Annotated in this window: 21 protein-coding genes and 1 pseudogene; 14 read left to right on the forward strand and 8 right to left on the reverse strand. The window is 36.5% G+C overall.

The window, feature by feature from the left end; genetic code table 11:
• Nucleotides 1–50 precede the first annotated feature (50 nt).
• The 3 genes from AC0INN_RS16170 (at nucleotide 51) to AC0INN_RS16180 (ending at nucleotide 1,811) form a co-directional block, all read left to right on the forward strand.
• Nucleotides 51–524 carry a RidA family protein gene (locus tag AC0INN_RS16170; RefSeq protein WP_172280283.1) on the forward strand — a complete coding sequence of 158 codons (474 nt, stop codon included), beginning with the start codon at nucleotides 51–53 and terminating at the stop codon, nucleotides 522–524.
• A gap of 10 nt (nucleotides 525–534) precedes the next feature.
• Nucleotides 535–1,488: a signal recognition particle-docking protein FtsY gene (gene ftsY / locus AC0INN_RS16175; protein WP_172280285.1), complete on the forward strand. Its 954-nt coding sequence runs from the start codon at nucleotides 535–537 to the stop codon at nucleotides 1,486–1,488.
• A gap of 68 nt (nucleotides 1,489–1,556) precedes the next feature.
• Entirely contained in the window at nucleotides 1,557–1,811 is a 255-nt protein-coding gene (locus tag AC0INN_RS16180) for a GlsB/YeaQ/YmgE family stress response membrane protein (protein WP_089027653.1), read from the forward strand.
• Between the two features lie 74 nt (nucleotides 1,812–1,885).
• Here AC0INN_RS16180 and sppA read toward each other — a convergent pair whose 3' ends face one another.
• Entirely contained in the window at nucleotides 1,886–3,640 is a 1,755-nt protein-coding gene (gene sppA / locus AC0INN_RS16185; protein ID WP_306614075.1) for a signal peptide peptidase SppA, read from the reverse strand.
• On the opposite strand from sppA, the gene folK reads away from it, so the two are divergent.
• From folK to fmt, 5 genes and pseudogenes are all read left to right on the forward strand, one after another.
• Nucleotides 3,555–4,100: a 2-amino-4-hydroxy-6-hydroxymethyldihydropteridine diphosphokinase gene (folK, locus tag AC0INN_RS16190; RefSeq protein WP_306614077.1), complete on the forward strand. Its 546-nt coding sequence runs from the start codon at nucleotides 3,555–3,557 to the stop codon at nucleotides 4,098–4,100. The genes sppA and folK overlap by 86 nt on opposite strands.
• Nucleotides 4,097–5,200, forward strand: a pseudogene (locus AC0INN_RS16195) (OmpA family protein); the annotation flags it as partial. The gene folK and the pseudogene AC0INN_RS16195, both read left to right, overlap by 4 nt.
• Nucleotides 5,201–5,259: 59 nt before the next feature.
• On the forward strand, nucleotides 5,260–6,708 hold the full coding sequence (locus AC0INN_RS16200) for an OmpA family protein (protein ID WP_172280292.1): 1,449 nt from the start codon (nucleotides 5,260–5,262) through the stop codon (nucleotides 6,706–6,708).
• Nucleotides 6,709–6,785: 77 nt separating this feature from the next.
• On the forward strand, nucleotides 6,786–8,687 hold the full coding sequence (locus AC0INN_RS16205) for a RecQ family ATP-dependent DNA helicase (protein ID WP_306614080.1): 1,902 nt from the start codon (nucleotides 6,786–6,788) through the stop codon (nucleotides 8,685–8,687).
• 136 nt (nucleotides 8,688–8,823) lie between these two features.
• Nucleotides 8,824–9,771 carry a methionyl-tRNA formyltransferase gene (gene fmt, locus AC0INN_RS16210; protein ID WP_172280296.1) on the forward strand — a complete coding sequence of 316 codons (948 nt, stop codon included), beginning with the start codon at nucleotides 8,824–8,826 and terminating at the stop codon, nucleotides 9,769–9,771.
• Nucleotides 9,772–9,812: 41 nt separating this feature from the next.
• Here fmt and ribB read toward each other — a convergent pair whose 3' ends face one another.
• Entirely contained in the window at nucleotides 9,813–10,934 is a 1,122-nt protein-coding gene (gene ribB / locus AC0INN_RS16215; RefSeq protein WP_172280297.1) for a 3,4-dihydroxy-2-butanone-4-phosphate synthase, read from the reverse strand.
• A gap of 66 nt (nucleotides 10,935–11,000) precedes the next feature.
• Complete coding sequence (locus AC0INN_RS16220) at nucleotides 11,001–12,005, reverse strand: LLM class flavin-dependent oxidoreductase (protein WP_172280299.1); 1,005 nt, start codon at nucleotides 12,003–12,005, stop codon at nucleotides 11,001–11,003.
• Nucleotides 12,006–12,384: 379 nt separating this feature from the next.
• Between AC0INN_RS16220 and AC0INN_RS16225 the strand changes: the two genes are divergently transcribed.
• Nucleotides 12,385–13,233, forward strand: a complete 849-nt coding sequence (locus AC0INN_RS16225) for a M12 family metallopeptidase (protein WP_306614084.1) — start codon at nucleotides 12,385–12,387, stop codon at nucleotides 13,231–13,233.
• A gap of 32 nt (nucleotides 13,234–13,265) precedes the next feature.
• On the opposite strand, the gene AC0INN_RS16230 is transcribed toward AC0INN_RS16225, so the two are convergent.
• Nucleotides 13,266–15,392, reverse strand: a complete 2,127-nt coding sequence (locus AC0INN_RS16230; RefSeq protein WP_306614085.1) for a helix-turn-helix domain-containing protein — start codon at nucleotides 15,390–15,392, stop codon at nucleotides 13,266–13,268.
• A gap of 83 nt (nucleotides 15,393–15,475) precedes the next feature.
• Here AC0INN_RS16230 and AC0INN_RS16235 point away from each other — a divergent pair, with 83 nt between their 5' ends.
• Complete coding sequence (locus tag AC0INN_RS16235) at nucleotides 15,476–15,922, forward strand: hypothetical protein (RefSeq protein WP_273649312.1); 447 nt, start codon at nucleotides 15,476–15,478, stop codon at nucleotides 15,920–15,922.
• A 96-nt stretch (nucleotides 15,923–16,018) separates the two neighbouring features.
• On the opposite strand, the gene AC0INN_RS16240 is transcribed toward AC0INN_RS16235, so the two are convergent.
• Nucleotides 16,019–16,534 (reverse strand): gamma carbonic anhydrase family protein, encoded by a 516-nt coding sequence (locus tag AC0INN_RS16240; RefSeq protein WP_273649313.1) that lies wholly within the window; start codon nucleotides 16,532–16,534, stop codon nucleotides 16,019–16,021.
• Between the two features lie 152 nt (nucleotides 16,535–16,686).
• Here AC0INN_RS16240 and AC0INN_RS16245 point away from each other — a divergent pair, with 152 nt between their 5' ends.
• From AC0INN_RS16245 to hemH, 3 genes are read left to right on the forward strand one after another with little or no spacing between them, the layout of a single operon-like run.
• Nucleotides 16,687–17,565: a NifU family protein gene (locus tag AC0INN_RS16245; protein ID WP_172280310.1), complete on the forward strand. Its 879-nt coding sequence runs from the start codon at nucleotides 16,687–16,689 to the stop codon at nucleotides 17,563–17,565.
• A 3-nt stretch (nucleotides 17,566–17,568) separates the two neighbouring features.
• Nucleotides 17,569–18,099 carry an NADPH-dependent FMN reductase gene (locus AC0INN_RS16250; protein WP_273649314.1) on the forward strand — a complete coding sequence of 177 codons (531 nt, stop codon included), beginning with the start codon at nucleotides 17,569–17,571 and terminating at the stop codon, nucleotides 18,097–18,099.
• A gap of 10 nt (nucleotides 18,100–18,109) precedes the next feature.
• Nucleotides 18,110–19,144 carry a ferrochelatase gene (gene hemH, locus AC0INN_RS16255; protein ID WP_273649316.1) on the forward strand — a complete coding sequence of 345 codons (1,035 nt, stop codon included), beginning with the start codon at nucleotides 18,110–18,112 and terminating at the stop codon, nucleotides 19,142–19,144.
• Between the two features lie 73 nt (nucleotides 19,145–19,217).
• Here hemH and AC0INN_RS16260 read toward each other — a convergent pair whose 3' ends face one another.
• Nucleotides 19,218–21,197, reverse strand: a complete 1,980-nt coding sequence (locus AC0INN_RS16260; protein WP_273649318.1) for a M4 family metallopeptidase — start codon at nucleotides 21,195–21,197, stop codon at nucleotides 19,218–19,220.
• A 377-nt stretch (nucleotides 21,198–21,574) separates the two neighbouring features.
• Nucleotides 21,575–22,786 carry a type IX secretion system plug protein gene (locus AC0INN_RS16265; RefSeq protein WP_273649320.1) on the reverse strand — a complete coding sequence of 404 codons (1,212 nt, stop codon included), beginning with the start codon at nucleotides 22,784–22,786 and terminating at the stop codon, nucleotides 21,575–21,577.
• Nucleotides 22,787–22,858: 72 nt separating this feature from the next.
• On the opposite strand from AC0INN_RS16265, the gene AC0INN_RS16270 reads away from it, so the two are divergent.
• Complete coding sequence (locus AC0INN_RS16270) at nucleotides 22,859–23,497, forward strand: MBL fold metallo-hydrolase (protein ID WP_306614087.1); 639 nt, start codon at nucleotides 22,859–22,861, stop codon at nucleotides 23,495–23,497.
• Nucleotides 23,498–23,594: 97 nt separating this feature from the next.
• Here the strand turns inward: AC0INN_RS16270 and AC0INN_RS16275 are convergent, their stop codons facing one another.
• The gene (locus AC0INN_RS16275) at nucleotides 23,595–26,039 is read right to left on the reverse strand and encodes a TonB-dependent receptor (RefSeq protein WP_306614089.1); all 2,445 of its coding nucleotides are present in this window, start codon (nucleotides 26,037–26,039) and stop codon (nucleotides 23,595–23,597) included.
• Nucleotides 26,040–26,056 lie beyond the last annotated feature (17 nt).

Genomic DNA, 26,056 nt, shown 5'->3' on the forward strand with positions numbered 1-26,056 from the left:
GGAAGTTTTTTTGTTATCTTTGCTCACCAGATAATTTAATACAATTGGATATGAAAAAGATTGTTGTTCTGGTTTTTACGTCAATGTTCCTTTTTTCATTCAGTCAAAACACAATGAATAATATAGAATATAAAAATTCAGAAAATGTTTTCCCGATAAAAGGACTCTCCCAATCTGTAAGCATAGATTGCGGATCCTCAAAAATGATCCTTTTATCAGGACAGGTTCCCCTGGATGCCAAAGGAAATTTAGTCGGGATGGATAACGTAGAAAAGCAAACGGAACAAATCTTTAAAAATATCGAGAGCATTTTAAAAGAATATGGAGGAACCACGAAAGATATTATCAAGCTTGGAATTTTCATTACAGATATTTCCAAGACTCCAGACTTCAGAAAAGTCAGAGATCGGTATATCCATCTTCAGAATCCTCCCGTAAGCAGCCTTGTGGAAGTAAGCAAGCTCTTCAGAGATGATGTGCTTATCGAAGTGGAAGCAACTGCAGTTATTAAAAAAAATAAATAAGAACGGAACTATGAGTTGGTTTAAAAATATTTTCAAAAAAGAAGAAAAGGAAACTTTAGATAAAGGATTGGAAAAATCCAGCCAGGGTTTCTTTGAAAAAATAACAAAAGCCGTAGTCGGTAAAAGCACCGTAGATGATGAAGTATTAGATGACCTCGAAGAAATACTAATTGCTTCGGATGTTGGTGCATCCACAACGATCAAGATCATTCAGAGAATTGAAGAACGTGTTGCCAGAGACAAATATGTGAATGTAGGTGAACTCGATAAAATTCTTCGTGAAGAAATATCAAACTTACTTCTCGAAAATCCGCATGCAGGAACCGGAAATATTGATACATCAAAAAAGCCGTATGTTATTATGGTTGTCGGTGTAAACGGAGTCGGAAAAACAACAACTATCGGAAAACTGGCTCATCAGTTTAAGTCGGAAGGCAAAAAGGTAGTTTTGGGAGCCGGAGACACTTTTAGAGCTGCAGCTGTGGATCAGCTGACCATTTGGAGTGAAAGAGTCGGCGTACCTATTGTAAAGCAGGAAATGGGTTCCGATCCTGCCTCCGTAGCTTTTGATACCGTTCAAAGTGCAGTTGCCCAGGGTGCCGATGTTGTGATCATTGATACGGCAGGAAGGCTCCATAATAAAGTGAACTTAATGAACGAACTTTCAAAGATCAAAAGAGTAATGCAAAAGGTAATTCCTGATGCTCCTCATGAGATTCTTTTAGTTCTTGACGGTTCTACCGGTCAAAACGCATTTGAGCAGGCAAAACAGTTTACAGCAGCCACAGAAGTAAACGCTTTAGCCGTTACAAAATTAGATGGAACAGCCAAAGGAGGAGTGGTTATAGGCATTTCTGATCAGTTTCAGATTCCAGTGAAATACATAGGGGTTGGGGAGAAAATGCAGGATTTGCAATTGTTTAATGGTACGGAATTTGTTGACTCATTCTTCAAGAAGAGATGATTTATATCATATTCTTCCTGAATTTGCAAAACACATTTCATACATATTAACAATTAAAATTTAAAACTATGGGAATTTTAACTTGGATCATTTTTGGTCTTATCGCAGGTGCAATAGCTAAACTTATTATGCCTGGAACACAAGGTGGTGGTTGGCTTATGACCATTATACTAGGAATCGTTGGAGCTTTCGTAGGTGGATTTGTTGGAAGTTTAATCGGCTGGGGAACAGTTGAAAACTTTGACTTCAGAAGCATGTTATTAGCAGTGGGAGGTTCACTTATCGTCCTTTGGATTTTTGGAATGGCCTCAAAGAAAAGCTAAAAAAATATTTTATCAAAAATTAAAAGACCGACTTGAAATTCAAGCCGGTCTTTTTTTTAAAACAATATAATAATTTAGTTGATCTTTATCTGATAAGGCATTTCCATTTTTACCTCAGATCTTAGTTTCTCTTCTGTAATCTGTTGTAAAATTTCATAATTGGCTTTACCTATTTTACTTTTGATAACTCTTGCAGAAATATCATCTTCATTCAGGTCTTTAAATATTTGTTCAAAAGGAGACATCTTCTTAGGATATGAGGCCACATTATAAGACTTCAATCCTGCTTTTTGCGCTGCAAATTTCACGGCATCATTTAATGTTCCCAATTCATCCACCAAACCGATTTGTTTAGCTCTTACACCACTCCATACTCTTCCGCCACCAATGTTATCGATCTGCTCAAATGTCTGTTTTCTGTTTTGGGTTACAAAGTGTACAAATCTTTTATATGTTCCTTCCACACTTTTTGTAATCATACTTACACCATATGGAGTTACACCGTTCAAACCTGAATAATATTGAGAATTGGCATTTGTAGCGACAATATCTGATCGGATTCCATTCTTATTGGCAATATCCTTAAAATAAGGAATTACTCCAAAAACTCCGATAGATCCCGTCAAGGTATTAGGTTCAGAATAAATTTTATCTGCAGCCATTGCAATATAATACCCTCCTGACGCAGCATAATCACCAAAAGAAACAATCAGTGGTTTTTTCTTTTTTAGCTGCTGAAGCTCAAACAAGATCTCATCGGATGCATTAGCACTTCCTCCCGGGGAATTGATCCTGAATACAACTGCTTTTACTTTATCATTTTCCTGAAGATCCTTAATATACTTAATGTATTTTTCAGAGTAAATTTCATTATAACCATCTCCATTGTTTATAGAACCGGAAGCATACAATACCGCTACTTTATCTCCTGATTTTTCATCATCAGAATAAGAGTTGATGTACTTTCCTAATGAAATTTTGTTCAGCTTATCTTTTTCTTTTAAGCTTAGCTTAGATTTAATAAGCTCATCATATTCCGTTTTCTGAATAAGCTGATCTGCCAGTTTATACTTCAGACTTTGTTCAGGAATCATACCATACAAACTATCAACAATGGTCTTAAACTGTAATGAATCAATTTTTCTTGATGCAGCAATTTTCGAAGATGTATTTTTCCACAGATCGTTAAGAAGAGTACTTAATTGCTCTTTATTTTCTGGAGAAATATCATTTCGTAAAAACGGTTCTACTGCAGATTTAAATTTTCCATGACGGATCACTTCAATTCCGATTCCGTATTTATCCGCAAAATCCTTGAAAAAGGTAACTTCTGTAGCCAAACCTTTTAATTCGATCATACCGGAAGGATTCAGAAAATATTTATCCGCTACAGATCCCAGGTAATAAGATGACTGTGAAGCCGCATTTCCATAAGCATACACAAATTTTCCACTCTTCTTAAAATCCTGTATCGCATTCCGTAAATCGTCGATTTGTGTAATTCCCGCATTTAGATCATCCGCCTCAATACTGATTCCTTTAATATTGTCATCTGTTTTAGCTTTTTCAATGGCTTCTAAAGCTTCATATATTAAAATGCTTTTATTCTGATTTCCTATATTAAATACACCCGTTTGTTCTTCAGTAGGGCTATCAATTATGATCGTCTTTAAATTGATCGTTAAAACTGAGTTCTTTTTTACCACTACCGATTTATCACTACTCATAGAACTAAATACCAGCATGACTATAAAAAAGAAGAAAAATACAGCACATAGTATGACAATTGCCACTATATTTGCTAAAACATTTTTAAAAAAACTTTTCATATATCAATCATTTTTTAATATGTCGCAACATAAGGTAGTTTTGTTACTAGGGAGTAACCTTGGGGATGGAAAAAAAAATATAGAACAGGCTATTGAAATGTTAAAAGCCGGTGGAATTGAAATGTTAAATATTAGCATTTTTTTAACATCTGACCCCGTAGAGTTTGTTAGTTCTAATATTTTTTGTAATATTGCAACAATAATACGCACACATCTTTCGCCTATTCAACTGCTTGATTTTGTTAAAAGTATTGAATTTGAAATGGGAAGAACTAGCGATTCAAAATCCTCTGGAGGTTATAAAGACCGCATTATTGATATTGATATTGTTAAGTATGATGAGTTAAAATTTATATCAGAAAGGTTGGAAATCCCTCATACCAAACATCTTTATGAAAGGGAATTTTCCAGAGTATTATTAAATGATGTTATCAAACAAAACATAAAACATATTGTATGAAATTAGGTTTATTATTATTGGCCGCGCTGCCTATTGCTACTTATGCTCAGGACAGTACTACAGTAAATTCGTCGGACAAGTACCCTAATACATTCTCCTCGGGTTCCGCTAATGTTCAGCCTTTTGATAATAAGGCAAGAAGATTTAACGATTGGTCTATATCAATCGGTGGAGGTGCTGCATTTATGCCACATGCCGATCTTACTTCATTTTATGATGGAAAGATCAATTGGGGATACAATGCATATATCAGTTTGGACAAACAGATCTCTCACGTTTTCGGAGTAAGCCTTATCTACCAGAGAGGAGAAACGAATCAAAAAGCTAAATTAGCCGGTGCTGCCGGTGTAGCTGCTGGAGTGGGTGTAGCCAACACAAGATACGATCAGATAGCTTTATTGGGGGATGTAAATTTCTCAAATCTATTAAGAAGAGTTGATAATCATTCTCCATACAGATGGGCTTTCCATGGATATGGGGGAATTGGTGTTATGGGATATAACACTTCCCTGCATGACAACAACGAATTCAGATGGAGTAATGCTCCAAGAAGAGTTCCTTTATTTATCAAACAGGATATAGACATCAACTCTATTTTCTACCAATTCGGGTTTGGAGTGAAATATAACGTTTCAAAACTTATCGATATTGAAGCCAGAACAATGTATATCATCAGTGGTGATGACGAGTTCGACGGTGGAGGTAATGCCGGTCCTGCTGATTATGATCCTGCATCTAAAGTATCTAAGTACAACATGATCAACAAATCAAGATCTGATAATATGTGGACCGTAAACTTAGGGGTATCCTTTAAATTAGGAAAACATATGTCGCATCTGGCATGGCATGATCCTTTACAGGAAGCTTATTACAGAACAGAAGAGCTAGAAAAAGCGACAACTGATCTTGTAGTTTGTGAAAAAGGAGACAACGATAACGACGGAGTTTGTGACGATTGGGACAGAGAACTTAATACTCCTGCTGGTGCAAGAGTAGATGGTGCTGGTGTTGCATTAGACATGGATCTTGATGGCGTTATTGATTTGTATGATAAATGTGTTACAGTTCCGGGACCTGCTGAAAACAACGGTTGTCCGACAGGAAAGTAATCACAACGACTAAAGAAATCATTTAATTAACTAAATAAAAAAAATACACTATGAAATTAAGTTTAGCAATTGTAGCATTAGCATTAGCTGTTCCAACAGCTTCTTTTGCTCAAGACTCAACGGCAGTTTCAAAAGGAGAATATCCTAATACATTTTCTTCGGGTTCTGCCAATGTATCCCCTTTTACACAGAAGTCTAAAAGATTCAACGACTGGGCGATTTCATTTGGTGCCGGGGTACCATTAATGCAATCAGCGGATTTAACATCTATCAAAAATGGTAATGGTAAAAATCTTTTCGGATATTCTGCATATGTAAGTATCGATAAAGCTATTACTCATGCTTTTGGTATTAACTTACAATACGACAGAGGAGAGACCAGACAAGGATTCTTCAACACAAAAAATTCAGCTCCTACTGATTTAGCTGTAAGAGACAGAATTGGTGCAAGAACTCAATACGATGCGATCTCAATCTTGGGGGATGTTAACTTCTCTAATTTATTAAGAAGAGTTGATAATCACTCAACTTACAGATGGGCGCTTCACGGGTATGCAGGTATCGGTACTCTAGCATATAGAGCTTATTTAAAAGATCCATCTGGGCAAAAGCTAATGACAGAAGTTAAGCCTTTTAAATTCAACTCTCTGTTTGGACAAGCCGGAGCAGGTCTTAAATTCAAAGTAAACAGAAGCTTAGACATCGAAGGTAGAGTAATGTACGTAGTTACAGGTGATGATTCTTTCGACGGTGGAGGTGCACCATACAGTGCAATCAACCAAAGAGAAGAAGGAACATCTGATAATTTCTTCAATGCTACTTTAGGGGTTTCTTTAAAATTAGGAAAACACGAGTCTCATTTAATGTGGCATGACCCATTACAGGAAATCTATTATAAATTAGATGTTTTGGCTAACAAAAACCAGGATATCGAAGTTTGTAAAAAAGGAGATGCTGATAATGACGGAGTTTGTGACGATTGGGACAGACAGCTTGATACTCCTGCCGGTGCAAGAGTGGACGGTGCAGGTGTTGCCCTTGACACAGACCTTGATGGTGTAATCGATCTTTACGATAAGTGTGTTACTGTTCCTGGACCTGTTGAAAACAACGGTTGTCCTACAGCAACTACAGGACCTGTAAAAGAAGAAGAAAGAACTCTTGAAGGAATTGAATTCGATTTAAATTCTGACAGAATCTTACCTTCAAATACACCAATCCTTAACAATGCAGTTACTTATATCAATCAATCAACTGGTTCTTATAACGTAATTGGAGCAACAGATACAAGAGGAACTGATGCTTACAACAAAAAATTATCTGAAAGAAGAGCTAATAACGTTAAGAATTACTTAATCAAAAATGGTGTTCAGACAGGTAAGTTAAATGCTATCGGTAAAGGTGAAAAAGACCTTAAATATCCTGAATGTGAACCAGCTACTAAATGCCCTGAATGGAAAAACAGAGCAAACAGAAGAGTTTACTTCGAGGCTAAATAATAAACTATTTATTCATTATACAAAAGTCACGCATTGCGTGACTTTTTTTGTTGTGATACTTTCCTTATTTTTATGCCATGATTTCTTCAAGCGATTTTGACCAGTTAAAATATAAGACCCTTAAATATTTCTGGGGATACGATAGTTTCAGAGATTCTCAGGAAGAAATTATTAATTCTATTATTAACGAAAAAGATACACTGGTTTTACTTCCTACAGGAGCCGGAAAATCACTATGCTATCAGCTTCCGGCTTTGTTCCGGGAAGGTGTATGCCTTGTGATCTCTCCCTTGCTTGCCCTGATGAAGGATCAGGTAAATCAGCTTAAATTCAGAGGAATTGAAGCGGAATATCTGTCTTCGGAACTTGATGACTATGATGCAGAAGTTATTTTTAACCGATGCAAAGACGGATTAACCAAGCTGCTTTACGTCTCACCGGAAAGATTAACGAACAGACAGTTTATCCAGAATATGGAAGAAATACAGCTTTCGTTTATTGCTGTAGATGAAGCACACTGTATTTCGGAATGGGGACAGGATTTCCGTCCAAGCTATCAGAATATAAAGGAATTCAGAAAAAATAATCCCGACATCCCATGCCTTGCTTTAACTGCTACTGCTACCCCTAAAGTTTTAGAAGAAATAAAGATAAAGCTGGGATTGATCAATCCCGTAGTTTTTCAGAAAAGCTTTAAAAGAGAAAATATCCGGATCTTTACTGAAGAAGTGTCCGATAAATACCAGCGGATTTATGATATTTTAAGGTACAATAATGACTCAGGAATTATATATGTCCGTACCCGAAAAGAAGCTGAACTGCTTACGGAATTTCTGCACAGGAATCAGCTGAAGAATGTAGATTACTTTCACGCAGGATTATCCACAAAAGAAAAAAATGCTAAACAACATTTATGGAACACCCGTAATGATTATGTTCTGATCTCAACTAATGCCTTTGGTATGGGAATCGATAAGGATAATGTCCGGTTTGTAATTCATTACTCCCCTTCTCCATCGCTTGAAAATTACTATCAGGAAATAGGGCGGGCAGGAAGAGACGGTCAGGATAGTTTTGCATATTTATTATGGAACCAACAGGAAATTGTAAATTTTGAACAGATATTAAAAAATCAGATTCCTAACAAAGCAGAGTTTCTGAAGATCATCAGTTACCTCTACTCAGTTTTTCAGGTTGCCGAATATGAACTTCCTGAAAAAGTATTTCAATTGAACATGAATGGTATTCAGAATTTTACAAAATTATCTGTTGCCAAGATTAAAAACGTTCTGAACTTTCTTCATAATCAGGAAATCATCTATCACAACGACAATAAAAGTTTATCTTCACTTGAGTTGCTGATACAGGCTGATGAAATAGATCAGCTTCCTAAAAAAGATGCTTACTTTATCGAGCTTATGCTTCGCACTGTATCAGGAATAACAACTCATAAAGTAATGTTCAGTGAACAAAATGTAAGTAACAAAATTGGAATTGCAATTCCTTTAATAAAGGAACGTCTTAAAGAACTCCAGCAAAAAAATTATCTCGAATATGTAGACGGAGCCCTATCCAGTATTAAGTTTTTAAAACCCCGGGATGAAAGAACCATCAATGGCGCCTACTGGAAGCTTTTTGAACATATTCAAAGAAATAAAATCCAAAAATGGGAGGAGATGAAGTTTTATGTAGAAAACAAAGATTATTGCAAAATGAAGCTTATCTTGTCCTATTTTGGAGAGAAAAATTCAAAAACCTGTGGGCAATGTTCTATTTGCGAAAAGAATAAACAAACCATCTTTGGAAAGAATATATCGACTCAGCTGATAACATTATTGGCTAAGAGACCGGCTACTATTGAAGAGCTTTCCATCCAGCTGAGTTATCATTCCAAAGAGAACATCTTAGAAAACCTGATTTTTCTATTGGACTCCGGAAAAGTAAAAATGCTGAATTTCAGGACGTATGCTTTGGCTTAGTTGAAAAATGTATTTATGTATTCATGTATTTATGTATTAATGATAAAAATTAATATTTCTAATGAGTTTTCAATTAGCAACCTCTAACCTCTAACTTCCCGTCATTCAACTTCAACTAAAAACTTATCTTTGCAGTATGAAATCATTAAAAGTTGTTTTTCTAGGTACTCCCGAATTTGCTAAAACTGCTTTAGAAGCTATTCACCAGTCTCATCATGAAGTAGTTGGTGTTGTAACAGTTGCCGATAAAGCGAGCGGACGGGGCCAGAAAATCCATCAGTCTCCTGTAAAAATATATGCTGAAGAACATAACCTTGCTGTTTTCCAGCCGGAAAAATTAAGAAATCCTGAATTCTTACAACAAATCAAAGACCTGAATGCTGATGTATTTGTGGTTGTTGCTTTTAGAATGATGCCCAAAGTTCTTTTTGAAATGCCAAGAATAGGGACATTCAATCTTCACGCTTCCCTCCTTCCCGATTACAGAGGTGCAGCCCCTATTAATTATGCTGTAATTAATGGTGAACAAAAGACAGGGGTAACTACTTTCTTTATCAACGAAAAAATAGACGAAGGAAATATCCTTCTTCAGGAAGAATTACAGTTGCTGCCTGATGAGAACGCGGGAAGTCTTCACGACAGATTAATGCAAATAGGATCAAAGCTTGTTGTACGTACTTTGGATGGCCTTGCTGAAAACTCTATTAAGGAAATACCTCAACCACAGGTTGAGCATCCTAAAAATGCCTTTAAAATTTTTAAAGAAGATACTAAAATCAACTGGAATGCTCCGTCTAAAGTCATCCATCAGTTTATTCTGGGAATGTCTCCGTATCCTGCTGCTTTTACGACCCTGAAGATTGGAGAAGAAGATAAAGGATTAAAGATTTTTGGAGGAAAATTTGAGGTTTCCCATCATAATGAAACTCCCGGAACACTGGAGATATCCAAAAATACTTTTAAAATTTATACCCAGGACGGAATTTATGAGCCATTAGAACTCCAACTGGAAGGTAAAAAAAGAATGAATATCAAAGATTTCCTGAATGGTTTCAGAAATTTTGACGAAATAAAAATGGCTTGATTACTCAAGCCATTTTTTATATTGAAATGTCGTACATATTTCTATAATTTCACCATCTCAGTAACTTCCACATCATATCCTCCTACCTGAGGTTTTACATCAGGATTCTGGGTAAGTACTTTGAATTTATTAATTCCCAGGTTTTTCAGAATCTGTGTTCCGATACCGTAATCCCTGTAATTATAAGCTAATGTCGGATGTTGCTGCTGACCATCCTGATAATCTAGGAACTGCTGTAATTTTTTCAATGTGTTTTCAGAATTGGAAACATTATTAATAAAAATAATAACTCCTTTCCCTTCTTCATTGATCATTTTGGTTACTTTCTCCAATAGCGGAGTTTCCCCATTATTCAGTCTTGTTAAAACATCAAAATAAGAATCAGAAGACTGTACTCTTACCAATACCGGTTCATCTATAGTCCATGCCCCTTTGGTCAGTACAAAATGAATCTGCTCATTAGAGGTTTCCCTGAATGCATAAAAATCGAATTCCCCATAATGGGTTTTCACTTTTCTTTCTTCTATTCTGTCAACTAAATTCCCTTTTTTAAGCTGATAGTGAATAAGATCCTCAATTGATACAATCTTCATATCATGCTTCTGAGCAAATGCGTACAAGTCGGGAAGACGGGACATCGTGCCATCTTCATTCATAATTTCACAGATTACTCCACCTTCTTTTAAACCTGCCAAATGTGTAAGGTCAATAGCCGCTTCAGTATGTCCGGCTCTTTTTAGTACTCCCCCTTTCTTTGCACGAAGCGGAAAGATATGTCCCGGTCTCATAAAGTCAGTAGGTTTGGATTTTTCGTCCATTAAAGCAAGAATGGTTTTAGCTCTGTCACCTGCTGAAATTCCGGTTGACGTACCATTTCCCAAAAGGTCCACGGAAACCGTAAAAGCTGTTTCTTTAGGATCACTGCTTCTGCTCACCATGATGTCAAGACCTAGTTCATCACATCTTTTTTCAGGAAGAGGCATACAGATAAGTCCTCTCCCATGCACTGCCATAAAGTTGATCAGTTCAGGAGTTGTAAGTTCTGCAGCACAAAGAAAATCTCCTTCATTTTCTCTGTTCTCATCATCCACTACTATGATTATTTTACCATTTTTAAGGTCTTCAATAGCCTCAGGAATAGTATTTAATTTAATATCAGACATTTTTACTTTAAATTTTTGCAAAGATACTCATAAAAAAAGGCATCGCCAATTAATATAAATGGTTTGTTATTTTATGATTAAAGAGTCCATAGCTTTTCTGAAAATCCCGTAAGAATCAAGTCTTTTCTGATGATCATAAATATGAGAATTGATGATAAGCTCGTCTACATTGAATTTTTCCTGGAAGTCTTTTAATTTTTTTTCAATTTCAGATTGATCCCCGATAAAACTGTATCTCAATTTCTGTAGCACAGCCGATTTTTCCATAGGCGACCATATATCATCCATATCCGCCACAGGAGGAGCAAATGGCTTTCTATCATTTCTGATAATATTAAGAAATGCCTGAAATAATGTGGTAGAAAGCTGATGAGCCTCTTCTGAAGTTTCTGCGGCAGTTCCATTCACACAGGCCATAATATAAGGCTTGTCAAGCTGTTTGGATGGCTCAAAATGTTCTCTGTAAATACTGAAAGCCATTTCCATCTGTTCAGGGGCAAAATGTCCCGCAAAAGCATATGGAAGGCCCAATTCTGCTGCAAGCCACGCACTGTCAGTACTCGAACCCAGGATATACAATGGAATATCCAGTCCCTCACCAGGAATTGCACGAACTAAAGAGTTGGAATTTTCTTTGGAAAAATATCTTTGCAGTTCCAGAATCTGTCTGGGAAATTGTTCGTTGATAATTGCAGGATTCCTTCCCAGTGCCTGGGCGGTAATGCCATCCGTTCCGGGAGCCCTTCCAAGCCCAAGATCAATCCTGCCTGGGAATAAAGACTCAAGTGTCCCGAATTGTTCGGCGATGACCAGTGAACTGTGATTGGGAAGCATAACCCCTCCCGATCCTACTCTTATTTTTTGGGTTCCATTTGCAATGAAACCAATAAGAACAGAGGTAGCCGAACTGGCTATGCTTGCCATATTATGGTGCTCTGCCAGCCAAAATCTTTTATAATTGATATTTTCAGCATAATTTGCCAGGGACAGACTGTCCTGAAAGGTATCGTGGATGCTTTTTCCCTGCTTTACCGGAGCAAGATCCAAAACAGATATTTCAAAATTTTTCATAGATGATCATTATTTTCTAAAGAAGATCCAAAACCTCCTTTGCCAATTTCGTAATTATAAATTGAGATTTAAAAACATACAAATTTACCACATAAAAACTGCATTAGTTACTTTTTGTAATTGATAAGTCTGATGACCTATTTCAGGCAAAAACTATTAAAAATCCTTATCCGGACTTCTTATGTATTTCTAAAAATGAGATCGAAAAATACTTTTCCAAATCCTCTTTTTAAAAGTCTGTAGTATCAAAAAAATCAACAATCAGTAAAATTTATATTGCATCCATACAAATAAATCATATATAAGAGAAATAAAATATTAAATTTGTATATGATCCTATCATATTGGATCATAGTTTAATACCACAAAAAATATTATTATGAAAAAACGATTTGAAAAAACATTCTTAAGCAGAATGTTAACCAAAAGAAATCTATCAATCAGCCTGATTGTTGCCTTGATTCTTACATCATGCAGTAAAAACAATGAAGAAATGATGACGGAAGCACACACTGATGCTTTCAATTCAGCTAACATTAAACAGGGCAAATTAGGAGGACAGGCTATTACCTACGAGAGAAAGAATGGAATGAATTTTTTCCAGGGAGACATCGTGTTATCCGATAAACAATTAGCGGAAGATAATTCTGCAAATAAAGGTGGAGCAACTTTGTCAAGGTGGCCGAATGGCAAAATTTATTATACCGTAGCCAGCAATATGGGGTCTATTAATGCAAATAAGATTACTTCTGCAGTCAATGAGTATAATACAAAAACCAATACCCAATGGATTCCCCGTACCAATCAATCCAATTATGTAGAATTTATTTTCGGAAGCTCTTCCGGATATGACGGGTGGGCCCATATCGGATACCAGGGAGGTAAACAAAACATCTCATTGGATCAGAATATTTCTACGGCGTCAGTGATCCATGAAATGGGACATACTGTAGGGCTTTATCATGAGCACTGCCGTAAAGACCGGGATCAATATGTAAGCATCCAATGGGATAATATCCAAAGCGGACAAGCTTACAATTTCAATATTTATAATTCAGGAACAGATATCGGGCCTTTCAATATTAATTCAGTGATGATGTACTGGCCAACCTCGTATTCTAAAAATGGATTACCTACCATTAAAAAAGCGGATAATACCAATTTCACCTACAACAGGACAGGCTTTACGACAGGAGACATCAATACGATCAATGCAATGTATCCTTAATTTTCAATATGCTATAGACAGGAAAAGAATTCTTAGGAATTCTTTTCCTTTTTGTAATTATAGTGGTTGATAAGAATTCTTATTTCATTAAATTCAAAATCATTCGGCAAAGCATTCTTCCATTCCGTCAATGTCTCGTGCGGTTTCTGGTAAAATTCTTTTTCAAAAGCTTTAATCTTATCTGAAGTAATGACTCTGGAGATATCCAGTAAACCCTGTTCTGCAAATTTCGCCAGGTGCCCGATAACGGTTTCTTTTACAAGCCCTCTTTCCAGTGAGATTTCACCAATTGTTTTTCCTTGCTCAAATAGTTGAAAGGTAAGCACCTGAGATGGAACTTTGGCAATTTTCAGGCTGACCTCCTGGTTGTTTTTCTCATCCAGAAGTTTAGTATCCAGCAAATGAATATCTTTCAGGCTATTCAGGTATTCTTCAATATCTTCCAGCCAGTCTTTAAATTCTTCGTTATATTGCTTAAGCCCTTTTGCTCCTTTTATTTCAGCATAAAAATCTTTCAAAGGATTAAAAACCTTGTCGCGTATCTCGATAAAAAAGAAATTAACAGCCCCTTTTGCCTTATTTTCAATTTCAGACCATTCCTCTTTCTTATCAAGAAGAAGCTCTATTTTTTGAGTTAATACCCTTTCCAGTTTTCCAAAAATCTTTCCAAGCTGAACGATTTCATGCTTTAGCTGAAGATAGAGCTGGTTGGTTTTTACATGATCAATATTTTTTGTAGTGACAGACAGCTTATTCCATTCTTCAACTTCTTTCAGAAACCATAAACTATCAATTGTACGAAGCACTTTTTTAATACTGTAATCGTATTTTTCTCTATTTAAAATATCTTCTACATGATCATTAGCAAAAGTGTCGCCCTGGAATTGAAGTATCCTCGTATCTTTAAATATGACTTCAGGAGTAATTTTTGATTTTAAAACAATCCCCTCCAACGTCCTGCATCGTGATAATGCAACATACACCTGACCTGCCGTAAAACTTTTCCCGGCATCAATAATTACCTTATCAAAGGTTAATCCCTGGCTTTTGTGAATGGTAACCGCCCATGCCAGTTTTATAGGAAATTGCTCAAAGCTTCCTAAAACCTCCTCTTTAATATTTTTATCAGTATCCAGGAAATATTTCTTCTGTTCCCATACTTCTCTTTTGACGACGATTTCTCTTTCACTTCCTTCTAAAGCTACACGAATCTCATTTTCATCCAGTCCCACAATTTCCCCGAGCTTTCCATTAAAATATTTCTTCTCAGGAGAAATATCATTTCTGATAAACATAATCTGAGCTCCTATCTTCAGCTCCAGAAACTGATCATTCGGAAACTGGTTTTCTTTAAATTCCCCAAAGAGTTTCGCTTCATAAGTGCTGGGATCAACTTTTATTTCTGCAAGTTTTTTCTGATTGATCTCATCTGCCATTTTATTGTGAGAACACAGGTAGACATATGAATCCTGTCCCGTTTCGAAATCGGGGTCATACCTCTCATTAAGATGTTCAAAATCAATATTGGCGATATCGCCATCCCGGATAGCATTCAGGATTTCCAGGAATTCCTGATCGGACTGACGGTAGACTTTTGTCAATTCAATAGTAATCAAAGGAATTTCCTTGATTGCAAGGCTATCGAAAAAGAACGGAGACTGATAATACATCTTCAGAATATGTTCATCTCTTACCACCGGCGGAAGCTGATACAAGTCTCCAATGAACAGCATCTGAACCCCTCCGAATCTTTGATTGTTTCTTCTGACAAATCTTAGAGAAAAGTCCATCATGTCCAGGACATCAGCCCTGAGCATCGAGACCTCATCGATGATGATAATTTCTATTTCCCTTAAAAGCTTGAGTTTATCCTTACGGTACTTAAAATGAGGCATCAGATCAGCAATATTATTTGCTAAACTTCCATCGATTCTTTCTGTGGTAGGTAAAAATGTTCGTAATGGCAGCCCAAACATGGAATGAATGGTAACTCCACCTGCATTAATGGCAGCAATCCCTGTAGGTGCTATCACAATGTGCTTCTTCTTGGTCCTTTTTACAAAATCATTCAGAAAAGTTGTTTTACCTGTTCCTGCTTTTCCAGTGAGGAAAACACTTCTGTTGGTGTGCTCTATTATGTCAAAAAAATGATTGTTCATCGTCTTCAAAATTACGGAAAATGAATTTGAAATCGCTCTTGTGGCATAACTTTTGAGTTCGTTTTTTAAAGATAAAAACTAATATGGGAAAAGTACCCGCTAAGATTTCTGTGATATCACTATGTATAGCAATGGCTTTGGCTTCTTGTGGCACAAAAAATATGACAGATAATTTACCTAAAGATATTTCAGAAAGACCCGCTGATGAAAACAGCAAGAAATATGATGAGGTTCAATTGGAAAAAGCAAAAGCAGTAGTAGAATCAGAAATTGCCAAGGAAAAATGCAGTAATCCTGATGACTGGAAAATAGCACCGATGGGAGCAAAAGCTTGTGGTGGTCCTAAATTTTACATTGCTTATCCTAAGGTTTCAGAAGAGCAGATTTTACCTTTAATAGAAGGCTACAATAAAAAAGAAGCAGAGTTTAATACCAAATACGGGATTACTTCGGATTGTTCTGTAATTGCGGAACCCAAGGGCATAAAATGCAAGAATGGAAAAGCCGAGCTCATATTTGAAGGACAATAAAACAATATTTTTATATACACGAACAGGAGTTTTTACTAAGGATAAAAAAATGCTCTGTCAGATGACAGAGCATTTTTTTATATCATATTTTTAATCTTATCCCTTATACCATGAGGAATACTTCACATAATTATCGGCAATCCTGTTAACCTCTCCTTCAAGCAACTGGGAGGAAATATCTTTTATTTTCCTGGCCGGTACACCACCCCATACTTCTCCGGATTTAATATGCGTTCCCTGAGTAACAACCGATCCTGCACCAATTATTGAATTTTCTTCCACAAGGCAGTCATCCATCACAATTGCTCCCATTCCGATCAGAACGTTATCCTGAACCGTACATCCGTGCACAATGGCGTTATGCCCTATAGAAACGTTATTTCCTATAACCAGTGGATATTTTTCATATGTACAGTGTAGCATGACGTTATCCTGGACATTTACCTTATCCCCCATTTTTATGTAGTTAACATCTCCCCGTATTACTGCATTATACCATACACTGCATTCTTTTCCCATAGTAACATCTCCAATGATAGTTGCCGTTTCTGCCAGAAAAGTATTTTCCCCTATTTGTGGTGCTTTGCCCAAAAGTTCTTTTATAAGTGCCATATTGTTAATTTGATATTTTGAAAATGAGTAACTTCTGAAATCAGGTGAAGCAATCACTATTTTTAAATTACAGTGATAGCAAAAATCTAACTTCTTCCTTCTCCCTCCTAATTTCTAATTGCGTATTTTTGTATCTCAAATTTAACGAAAAAATGCGTAAGATACTTATAGAGCCAACAGAAAACCCAAAAGTGATGAAATTTGTTGCTGATTACAATTTGATTCCCGGGTCTCTTGAATTGGACAGAAGTTCAGATATTTCAGAAATTCCTATTGCTCAGGAACTTTTCAACTACCCTTTTGTAGAGAGAATTTTCATTACGGCTAATTTTGTGGCTGTTGCAAAACAAGATACTGTAGAGTGGGAGCATGTTGCTGAAAGTCTGAAAAATGTAATTGAAGATGAATTGCTTGCTAACCCAAGGGTTTACCTTCAGAAGAAAAAGGAAATGTATCAGATCTATGCAGAGATGACTCCTAATCCTAATGTGATGAAATTTGTTTCCAGCAAATTATTACTGGATGGTTTTGTAGAGGTTAAATCAAGAACTGAAGCTGATGGAGTTCCTTTAGCTCAGGCTATCTTTAAGGAATTTGATTTTGCTAAAGAAGTATTTATCTCTGATAATTTCGTTGCAGTAACAAGAAACGATTCTGTAGAATGGCATCAGGTTATGATGGCTGTACGCGGGCTTATTGCTGAATATCTTCAGAACGGGGGTGAGATTTCAAACCTTGAACCTCAGAAGCACGAGAATCCGGTAGAAAAAATCATCAACAGGGATTATACGGATGATGAACAGAAAATCTCTGATATATTAAATGAATACGTTGCACCGGCAGTGGAAAATGATGGCGGGAAAATTTCATTAATGGAATATGACGAAGCCAACAAAACAGCGAAAATGCTGTTACAGGGTGCATGTTCAGGATGTCCAAGTTCTACTGCTACCCTAAAAAACGGAATCGAAAATATTTTAAAACAATTCGTTCCTGATTTAGTAGAAAGAGTGGAAGCTGTAAATGGATAATTGATGTCTGGAGGAAAGAAAATCGTAGTAATCATTGGTAGTGCCACAAAGAACTCAAGTAATTGGAAACTTATACAGCAAGCCATTAAAACGAGCAGCATTGATTTCGAGATTTACGACGATCTTTCCATTTTTCCTCATTTTGACACGCAACAAACGGATCATAATACACCTGTAGAAATTTTAAAGATCAGAGAAGATATTAAAGGTTCTGCAGGTGTATTATTTTCTACACCGGAATATATTTTCAGTATTCCAAGCAGATTAAAAAACCTTCTGGAATGGTGTGTATCAACTACGATCTTTTCTGAAAAACCTGTGGCTGTTATTACAGCTTCGGCTCAGGGAGAAAAAGCACATGAAGAACTTTTACTGATTTTAAGAACACTCGGTGCTGCAACGGAGAGTGATCATCAACTCCTTATAAAAGGGATCAAAGGTAAATTTGATGAAAATGGTAACATTGAAAATAATACCTTTGCGATGATATCAAAATTGATGATCAGTTTCGAAAACTCTATTTTTCATAATTAAAATAAAAAAATTGGCTAAAAAAGGAATTTTACTTGTAAATCTTGGTTCTCCCAAATCTACAGCTGTAAACGATGTAAAGGAATATCTTGATGAGTTTTTAATGGACGAAAGGGTTATAGATTATCGCTGGATTTTCAGAGCTCTCCTTGTGCGTGGTATTATACTCAATACAAGACCGGCCAAATCTGCTGAAGCTTACAAAACCGTATGGACAGATGAAGGTTCACCATTGATAGTGATCACTGAGAAGATTCAGAAGAAGTTACAGAAGCTGGTTGACGTTCCTGTGGAAATCGGAATGCGATATGCACAGCCGAGTATCGAAGCCGGAATTCAAAAACTGGTTGATCAGGGAGTTTCCGAAATTGTTCTTTTCCCATTGTATCCCCAATATGCTATGAGTACGACGGAAACGGTGATTGAAAAGGCAGAAGAAGTAAGAAAGAAAACTTTCCCGACTGTAAAAATCAATTATATCCAGCCTTTTTACGATAGAGATATTTATATCAACTGCCTAGCAGAAAGTATCAAGGAAAAACTTCCTGAAAATTTCGATGCCTTGCAGTTTTCATATCATGGAGTTCCGGAAAGACATATCTATAAAACAGACCCTTCCCACACGTGTAAGATCGATGATTCCAACTGCATTAACAGTACAATAGAAGCCCATAATGCCCGTTGCTACAGACATCAGTGCTATAAGACCACTGAAACTGTTATTGCAAAAATGGGATTACCCAAAGAAAAAACCATTGTTTCATTTCAGTCCAGACTGGGAAAGGATAAGTGGATAGAACCTTATACCGATGAAACGTTAGAAACAATCCCTAAAAAAGGAGTCAAAAATCTGGCTATTGTTTGCCCGGCATTCGTTTCAGATTGTCTTGAAACCCTGGAAGAAATTTCAGTAGAAGGCAAAGAACAGTTTTTACATGGCGGTGGAGAAAACTTCCATTATATACCGTGTTTAAATGATGAAGATCGATGGATTGAAGTGGTAAAAACGCTATGTGAAGAAAAACTGAATGAGTTCTATTTCGTATAAAATTCAGATCAATACAATAAAAGAAAGGACATAAGAAATTCTTATGTCCTTTCTGTAATTAAATATATTAAGATTATTTTTTGATTAAATTCCCAGCTTTCTGGCCATTAACCACTACAACATATACTCCAGGAAGCATTGTAGATGGAATCTGTAAACCAAGTTTATTAACCCCGTCTGTAAGCTCTACTTTTTCAGAAATTTCTTTCTTACCTGTTAAGCTTACTACCTCAACAACTCCTTTTCCTGCTTTACCTTCAAATATTACTGTAAATTTATCAGTCGCCGGATTTGGACTAATGGTGTATAGCGAAGTATTTGGCTCAGCAACAGCACGTCCTGCAGAGGAAGTACCACCTCCAACTCCTACGGCATTCCAGGCATTGGTTACCTGAGTAACTTCATTACTACCTGTACCATAAAGATCTGCTGCAGCTTGTAATGAAGAAGTTCTTGCATTGGCATAAGTAGATGAAGAAGTAAGATAAGAAGTCAATGTTCTGTAAGCAATAGCTCCCGCTTTATCCAATCCTATTCCTGAAACATTGTATGCAAAACCGTTATCATTAGTTCCTGAACCACCGGTTACTAACAAGTAATACCAAAAGTTAAGAACTCCTGAATTGGTATGTACTCCACAATAGTCGTTATATCCAGGTAAATTAGGATTTCCCTGAGGAGTACAAGAGCTGCTCGCATCTTTCCAATACGTTCCTTTATACGTATCAGGCTGACGGTAAGCATTAGGATTAGACATATCTCTAATGACATAATTGAAATCTTCTCCTAATTTCCAGCTTGCCTGTGAAGGTCTCGCCCATAATTCTATTGAATTTCCAAATACATCTGAGAAACCTTCATTTAACGCACCTGACTCCCTTTGGTAGGCAAGGTTTGCAGTTTTAGAAGTCATTCCATGGGTAATTTCGTGCCCACAAACATCCAGAGCAGTTAGTGGCAATCCGCCAGTGGTATTAGAGGCGCCATCACCATATGTCATTCTGGATCCGTCCCAAAATGCATTTGTATAATTGGTAGAATAGTGAACATAAGATTTTATAGCAAAATTATTGTTGTCAATACTTTTTCTGTTAAATTTTGTGTACAAGTAGTCTAAAGTTGCTTCTGCTCCCCAGTGGGCATCAGTAGCGTACTGGTCTTTATTGGCATTTACATTATTCCAATTGTTATCAGTATCCGTAAAATCTACAGCAGCAGAATAATTAGTTCCTTTCTTTAAATTATACGTTTCTACAGCAGTCCCTGCACCACTCCCTGCATTTCTTCCGGTTTCTCTCAATCTGTAACTTCCATTATACGAATCTGCAACAATACTTCGGTTTCCGCTATACCCTGTAGTAGCAGTTCCCGGAGCGTTCACATCATGAATTATTGCATCAGTTCCCAGGACCTTCCCGTTCTTAGCGTCTACAAAAACATACTGTCTGCTCAATGGCTTTTCCGCATAAATATCAAACTTATAGGCTAATTTCAAATCACGAAGCTTTTCATCAGTAGGATCTGAGTAATAAACCAACTCTGCCTTTGGGGCAAAGCTTGCGTTAGGATCATTGGATTCTTTTTTAATAAAATCCTCTTCCTCCTTATTCTGCCATTTGTACGAATCCGCTCCCACAAATGATAATGCATTTTGCAATGCTATATCCTCGGAAATATTCGTACTTTTTTCAATCTTCTCAGGAACTTTAAGAATCCATTTTCCAGATTCTCCTACAATTTTTCCACCCTTGGTCTGAACAGCTATTGTTCCATATTCTACAGGAATGTTATTAACAGTTTGTTGGAATCTATGGGTTTCAAATCCCAACCTGTCCTTTTCTGTGCCGAGTTTTTTGGCTTCAGCTGGGATATACCTTTGAGAAGCTTCATCAAACAAAACCGGACTTCCCTGAAAAGAAGGCCCATTTTTATCAAATCTTAAAAACTCTGCGTGTAACCCGTTTTTACCGGAAATCAGTTTTGACGGTTTGTCCTGCCCAAATACGAAAGAGCAAGCGGCAATACTTGCCACTAAGATAAATTTTGTTTTCATAAAAATATTTATTAAATGGTCTAGCGAATTTATAGACTTTTTACAATAAAAAAAATAAACCATTGAAAAAAAATCAATTTATATGGTAAATCCATAAATAAAATACAATGTGTTTTTTCAATAAAAAAAAATTAATTAATTATTATTTCAAATCATAACTTCTTTTTTATTAATAAATTAAGTTAAAAATCATGCACAAGTGAAATATTTTTTTGCTATGCTATGCATATTAATTGCTTGGTAAAATATTAGTGAAATTTCTTAAAAATCCTTATCTACAAATGGTTTTTTAAAAAAAAATAGCCATCTCAAATGAGATGGCCAATTTTTTAACCGTAGAGGTATTATATGCTATTTGATTAAATTTTTAATATAAATTATTTTCCGATTGGGGTTCTGAACTCTCCATACCCCATCAGACCATCATAATTTCTTCCAAAAGGAGCATAATATAGAAATGCCTGATATAGATTCTCTGTTTGCCAGAAGTTTCCGTTGATTTCACCAAAATTTAAGGTTCCATTACTCTCTTTTGTTGCGAGAATGTAGTTATAAAAGCCTTGTTTAAGAAAGATCTTCGCCACATATTTCTTAGCCGCAGCATCATATTGCATTTGATTCAGTTTGCTGGGCATAAAATTATTGAAACCTCCCAATACATAAATTTCCTTGTCTACAGGATCTGAGTCCAAAGAGAAATATACCCATGAATAATCCGCTTCCCTTTCTGCATTTCTTTCAAGCCCCAGGTCATTTCTCCTGAAGTAATAAGCTCCGTTTACATCAGGCTGGTATTGGTAATTCAAAGGAAAAGCCCATACGGGATGCAAGTATGTTTGATTCACTCCGTCTTTTACTTCCGTAGCTCGAACCATGTCAGCAGCCATATTCATGTTTTTATTATCAAAATAATAAAACTCATTATTCCCGGGGAACGTGAGGCTCATTTGTTGGAAAAGTAATTTATTCCCAAGAGTGGAGCTCGGCTTCAGATTATTAACAGCCACATTGGGATTGTTATTCTGCATGACATTCAATGTCATTGAATTTACATTTGACGACAGATCATTTCCTTTTGCTAACGCCTGCACCTCTACCCTTTGATTGATGTTCGGGTTTTTATCAGTGATCCTCGATACATTTAAGGCCAGGGAAACATTGTCTTCAACCAAATAAAACCTTCTTTTAAAAAGAGGTTTATCCGCAGAATCTTTGTACACAATCAGTTCAAAATTTCCGGAGATCTTCGGTTGTATTTTATCATTAGGAAACACGAGTTTATAGTGGGTATAAGCCTGAAGCGTATTGAATGAATATTCAAATTTATCCAATAAGCCATTAAGACTTCCATTAGCAATTTCCGTAAAAAAAAGATTATCATCATTCCAGTTGCGGTCATAGTGTTTTATGGTATATCTGTAGATCTCACTGGCATTTGTAAGATCATCAAAACTAAGAACCAATGTCTGATTAAAATTGATCACAGGAGTTTCATCATTGGTTTGGGGATTAAAAAGCTGAATGCTCTGGATGTTCTGTCCGAACACCCATCCCCCTAAAGAAAGTAAAAGTAGTCGCAATGTTTTCATTATGACGAAGATAACGAAAAATCACCACTTTCTTAGGAATATCGTATTTTTGGATAAAAAAACAATCAGAATATGCTGAAGATCCAAGCCTTTGTATTCAACTTTGCAAGCGAAAACACCTACATCCTATATAATGAACATAAAAATGCCTGGTTAATTGATCCGGGAAACATGAATGAGCAGGAAACCAACCTTATCAGTAATTTCATTAAGGATAACGACCTAAAAATTCAAAAAATACTTCTCACCCATGCCCATATTGACCATGTTTTTGGTTTGCAGTGGGCATATGACACGTTTAACCTTCCCGTACATATGCATCAGCAGGATCAGGAAATTCTGGATATGATTCAGATGAGCGGAATGAGGTTTGGAATTAATATTGACCCTGTAAAAGTAGAGGTTCAATATATCAATGATGGCGACGAACTGGACTTTGATGGTGAAAAATTCAAAATCTATCATGTTCCCGGGCATTCTCCCGGAAGCATTGTTTTCCACAACGAAAAACAGAAATTTATGATTTCCGGAGATGTTTTGTTTGAAGGAAGTATTGGAAGAACAGATCTGTACAAAGGAAATTACGAACAGCTGATCAACGGAATTAAAACCAAACTTTTTATATTGGATGATGAGACCCAGGTTTTTTCAGGTCACGGAAATCCAACGACTATTGGTTTTGAAAAACAATATAATCCCTTTTTGAAATAAGATTAGCAATACCTTATTTTTCAAGATTTTAGTCATAACACTCAATAAAAAAACCGTCAGACTGGTCTGACGGTTTTTACATATATAAGAAATAGATCTAGAAATCAAATGTTACAGATGCTCTCACTGCAGCACCCATGATCGGTCTTGCCATTCTTATATCTCCGGTTCCTGTAAGCGGAGATCTTGGATCTCCTTCAGTAATACCTATGGTATTAAAAATATTGGTTCCGTCAACTGCAAAACGGATATTACCTAACTGATAGGAGGTTCCTGCCCCTACCTCACTGAATGAAGGCAAAATATTTTTATCACTGTTCGCCTCATCCTGGAAACGCTTTCCATAATAATTATAGCTCACATATGCTCTCCACTGCTTCGTAATATTAACGGCAGGGGAAATATTAAAATAGAATTTGGGAATCCTTCTTACCTGGTTACCATCGTAATCAAATGTTGATCCATCGGCATTTCTTCCTGTGAAATCCTTGTATTTCGGGTTTTGGAAAGTTCCATTGAATGATAATTCCAAAAGGTTATTGAATAATCTGGCAAATCCTTCAAGCTCTACTCCAATGTTTGTTGTATTTGCAAATTTATTTTCTGAAGTTCCGTCAGAATATACATCTGTAAAAGAAAGGTTTTTCAGAGTTGAATAAAACGGGATAACTCCAATGTCGAATGTACGGGTGTAATACTTATATCCAATTTCCAATTGATTGGTTTGTACCGGTTTGATCTGGCTCAGGTCTGCCATATTGTTATAATATGATTCTTCATTAGGAGATCTGAACCCATTTGAGAAGCGGGCATAAACCGCATTTTCTTTATTGATCTTATAGTTGGAAGCTACTGTAAAAGATACTCTGTTAACATCATAATTCCAGTATTTGTATTTATTTCCCAGTACAGACATATTGTCATCGGCTGTCGTAGTAGCAAAACTATGAGTTCCATCTGTCGTTAATCCAGAATTATTCAGATTTGCTGTTGTTGTATTTACTCCATATCCTTTATAATAATCACGGCTGTAACGAATTCCTCCGTTAAAGCTTAAATTATCTGTAATATTATAATCCAGATTTAAGTAAACATCATTCAAACTTCCCTGGATTTGAGAATCCCTCACAAGAAAAGACATATCTGTAACCCCGTTATAAGTTTTAGAATATCCTACATCAGTAGGGCTCAATGAGGTATCTACCAGATTAAGAAGCTGAGGCCTGTCTGTGGCTGTGGTCAAAATATTGCTCCAGTTCCAGTATTGATGAGACTTCCAGTTTGATTTATAAAATCCGGCCGTTACATTTCCTTTATCAAATTTATAATTGAACTGTAAATCATTGACAAAATTATTCATCTGCTTATCAATCGCCCAGAATCCTAGCTTCTGCACATACTGCGGATTTACAAGAGCCCCGTTGCTTACCAGAGAATATTGATAATTATTTCCCGCAATTCCGTTGCTGTTGGCAAAAGCGCCTGCCTGTTGAGGTGCTCCCGCAGGAAATATACCGGTATAATTCATATTGATATTCGTATATCGTGTCTTGTTCAAAACGGTAAAATTGTTTCCAAGATCATATTTGAATTCAGCGCCTACGACATCTACTTTCGGATGAATTCCGTCTTCCAGATTTCTTCTGAAGAAACCTCCTCCGGGCTGTGGAATATTCAGCTGGCTGATGGATCGGTAACTGTATGTCCCGTAATTAGCATCGAAGCCAGGAAATTCTTTCAGGTCATTTCCATTCTGTACTAAAGGAATCGGTAAGAAAAAGGTATTTCTGTCATCAAGTTTCTTATAATACACTTTTGCGTATCCTTTATCAAATACATATTTTAAGTTCATCCTGATCTGTCCCCCGTCATTGGCCTTAAACCCTGTTTTCCTGATTCCGCTGTCCGTTCTGTAAAACCCTCCGATATTAAAGAACAATTTATCCTGTACCAAAGCGCCACCTACGTTTACATCAGTACGCATTAATCCATAAGTACTTGTTTCTAGTTTAGCACTTCCCCGGAAATCATTGGTTCCTTCTCTTGTAATAAAGTTGATTAGCCCACCGGGAGAATTGTTAGCATAAATTGATCCCGAACCTCCTCTTAATGCTTCCAGTCGGTTTACAGAATTGTCAACCCGGAAGAAGTTGTCGGCATTGGCAAACTGCAAAGCTCCATCTTCAAAAACCGGTAATCCATCTTCCTGTACCTGAACAAATTCGTATGCTCCGGCAGAAGGAATTCCTCTTGCGAAAAGGTTATTTCCCACTTCCCCCCCAGAAGTTTCAACAGCAAAACCCGGAACACGCTGCAGCAATGCCGCTGCACTGATAGGATTTTGTTTTTGGATTTCTTTTGCACTGAACGTAGAAATTGCCGTACTTGATTCTATTTTCTTTTTCGGGTTTGCATTACCCGTGATAACTACCTGATCAATAGATCCTGTTCTGGTGGAATCCTTAACCGTTTCCTGTGCATACGCATTATTAAAATATAGCGTAGCGACTCCTGCGAGTAAAAAGATTGATTTTTTTTTCATGCCCATATAGAATTTAA

Source organism: Chryseobacterium subflavum, assembly GCF_055762745.1.

What these genes read in the sequence shown, in the direction of transcription:
- AC0INN_RS16170 (WP_172280283.1), top strand. Translation starts at nt 51, where the DNA reads ATGAAAAAGATTGTTGTTCTGGTTTTTACGTCAATGTTCCTTTTTTCA.
- ftsY (WP_172280285.1), top strand. Translation starts at nt 535, where the DNA reads ATGAGTTGGTTTAAAAATATTTTCAAAAAAGAAGAAAAGGAAACTTTA.
- AC0INN_RS16180 (WP_089027653.1), top strand. Translation starts at nt 1,557, where the DNA reads ATGGGAATTTTAACTTGGATCATTTTTGGTCTTATCGCAGGTGCAATA.
- folK (WP_306614077.1), top strand. Translation starts at nt 3,555, where the DNA reads ATGACTATAAAAAAGAAGAAAAATACAGCACATAGTATGACAATTGCC.
- sppA (WP_306614075.1), bottom strand. Translation starts at nt 3,640, where the DNA reads ATGAAAAGTTTTTTTAAAAATGTTTTAGCAAATATAGTGGCAATTGTC.
- AC0INN_RS16200 (WP_172280292.1), top strand. Translation starts at nt 5,260, where the DNA reads ATGAAATTAAGTTTAGCAATTGTAGCATTAGCATTAGCTGTTCCAACA.
- AC0INN_RS16205 (WP_306614080.1), top strand. Translation starts at nt 6,786, where the DNA reads ATGATTTCTTCAAGCGATTTTGACCAGTTAAAATATAAGACCCTTAAA.
- fmt (WP_172280296.1), top strand. Translation starts at nt 8,824, where the DNA reads ATGAAATCATTAAAAGTTGTTTTTCTAGGTACTCCCGAATTTGCTAAA.
- ribB (WP_172280297.1), bottom strand. Translation starts at nt 10,934, where the DNA reads ATGTCTGATATTAAATTAAATACTATTCCTGAGGCTATTGAAGACCTT.
- AC0INN_RS16220 (WP_172280299.1), bottom strand. Translation starts at nt 12,005, where the DNA reads ATGAAAAATTTTGAAATATCTGTTTTGGATCTTGCTCCGGTAAAGCAG.
- AC0INN_RS16225 (WP_306614084.1), top strand. Translation starts at nt 12,385, where the DNA reads ATGAAAAAACGATTTGAAAAAACATTCTTAAGCAGAATGTTAACCAAA.
- AC0INN_RS16230 (WP_306614085.1), bottom strand. Translation starts at nt 15,392, where the DNA reads ATGAACAATCATTTTTTTGACATAATAGAGCACACCAACAGAAGTGTT.
- AC0INN_RS16235 (WP_273649312.1), top strand. Translation starts at nt 15,476, where the DNA reads ATGGGAAAAGTACCCGCTAAGATTTCTGTGATATCACTATGTATAGCA.
- AC0INN_RS16240 (WP_273649313.1), bottom strand. Translation starts at nt 16,534, where the DNA reads ATGGCACTTATAAAAGAACTTTTGGGCAAAGCACCACAAATAGGGGAA.
- AC0INN_RS16245 (WP_172280310.1), top strand. Translation starts at nt 16,687, where the DNA reads ATGCGTAAGATACTTATAGAGCCAACAGAAAACCCAAAAGTGATGAAA.
- AC0INN_RS16250 (WP_273649314.1), top strand. Translation starts at nt 17,569, where the DNA reads ATGTCTGGAGGAAAGAAAATCGTAGTAATCATTGGTAGTGCCACAAAG.
- AC0INN_RS16260 (WP_273649318.1), bottom strand. Translation starts at nt 21,197, where the DNA reads ATGAAAACAAAATTTATCTTAGTGGCAAGTATTGCCGCTTGCTCTTTC.
- AC0INN_RS16265 (WP_273649320.1), bottom strand. Translation starts at nt 22,786, where the DNA reads ATGAAAACATTGCGACTACTTTTACTTTCTTTAGGGGGATGGGTGTTC.
- AC0INN_RS16270 (WP_306614087.1), top strand. Translation starts at nt 22,859, where the DNA reads ATGCTGAAGATCCAAGCCTTTGTATTCAACTTTGCAAGCGAAAACACC.
- AC0INN_RS16275 (WP_306614089.1), bottom strand. Translation starts at nt 26,039, where the DNA reads ATGAAAAAAAAATCAATCTTTTTACTCGCAGGAGTCGCTACGCTATAT.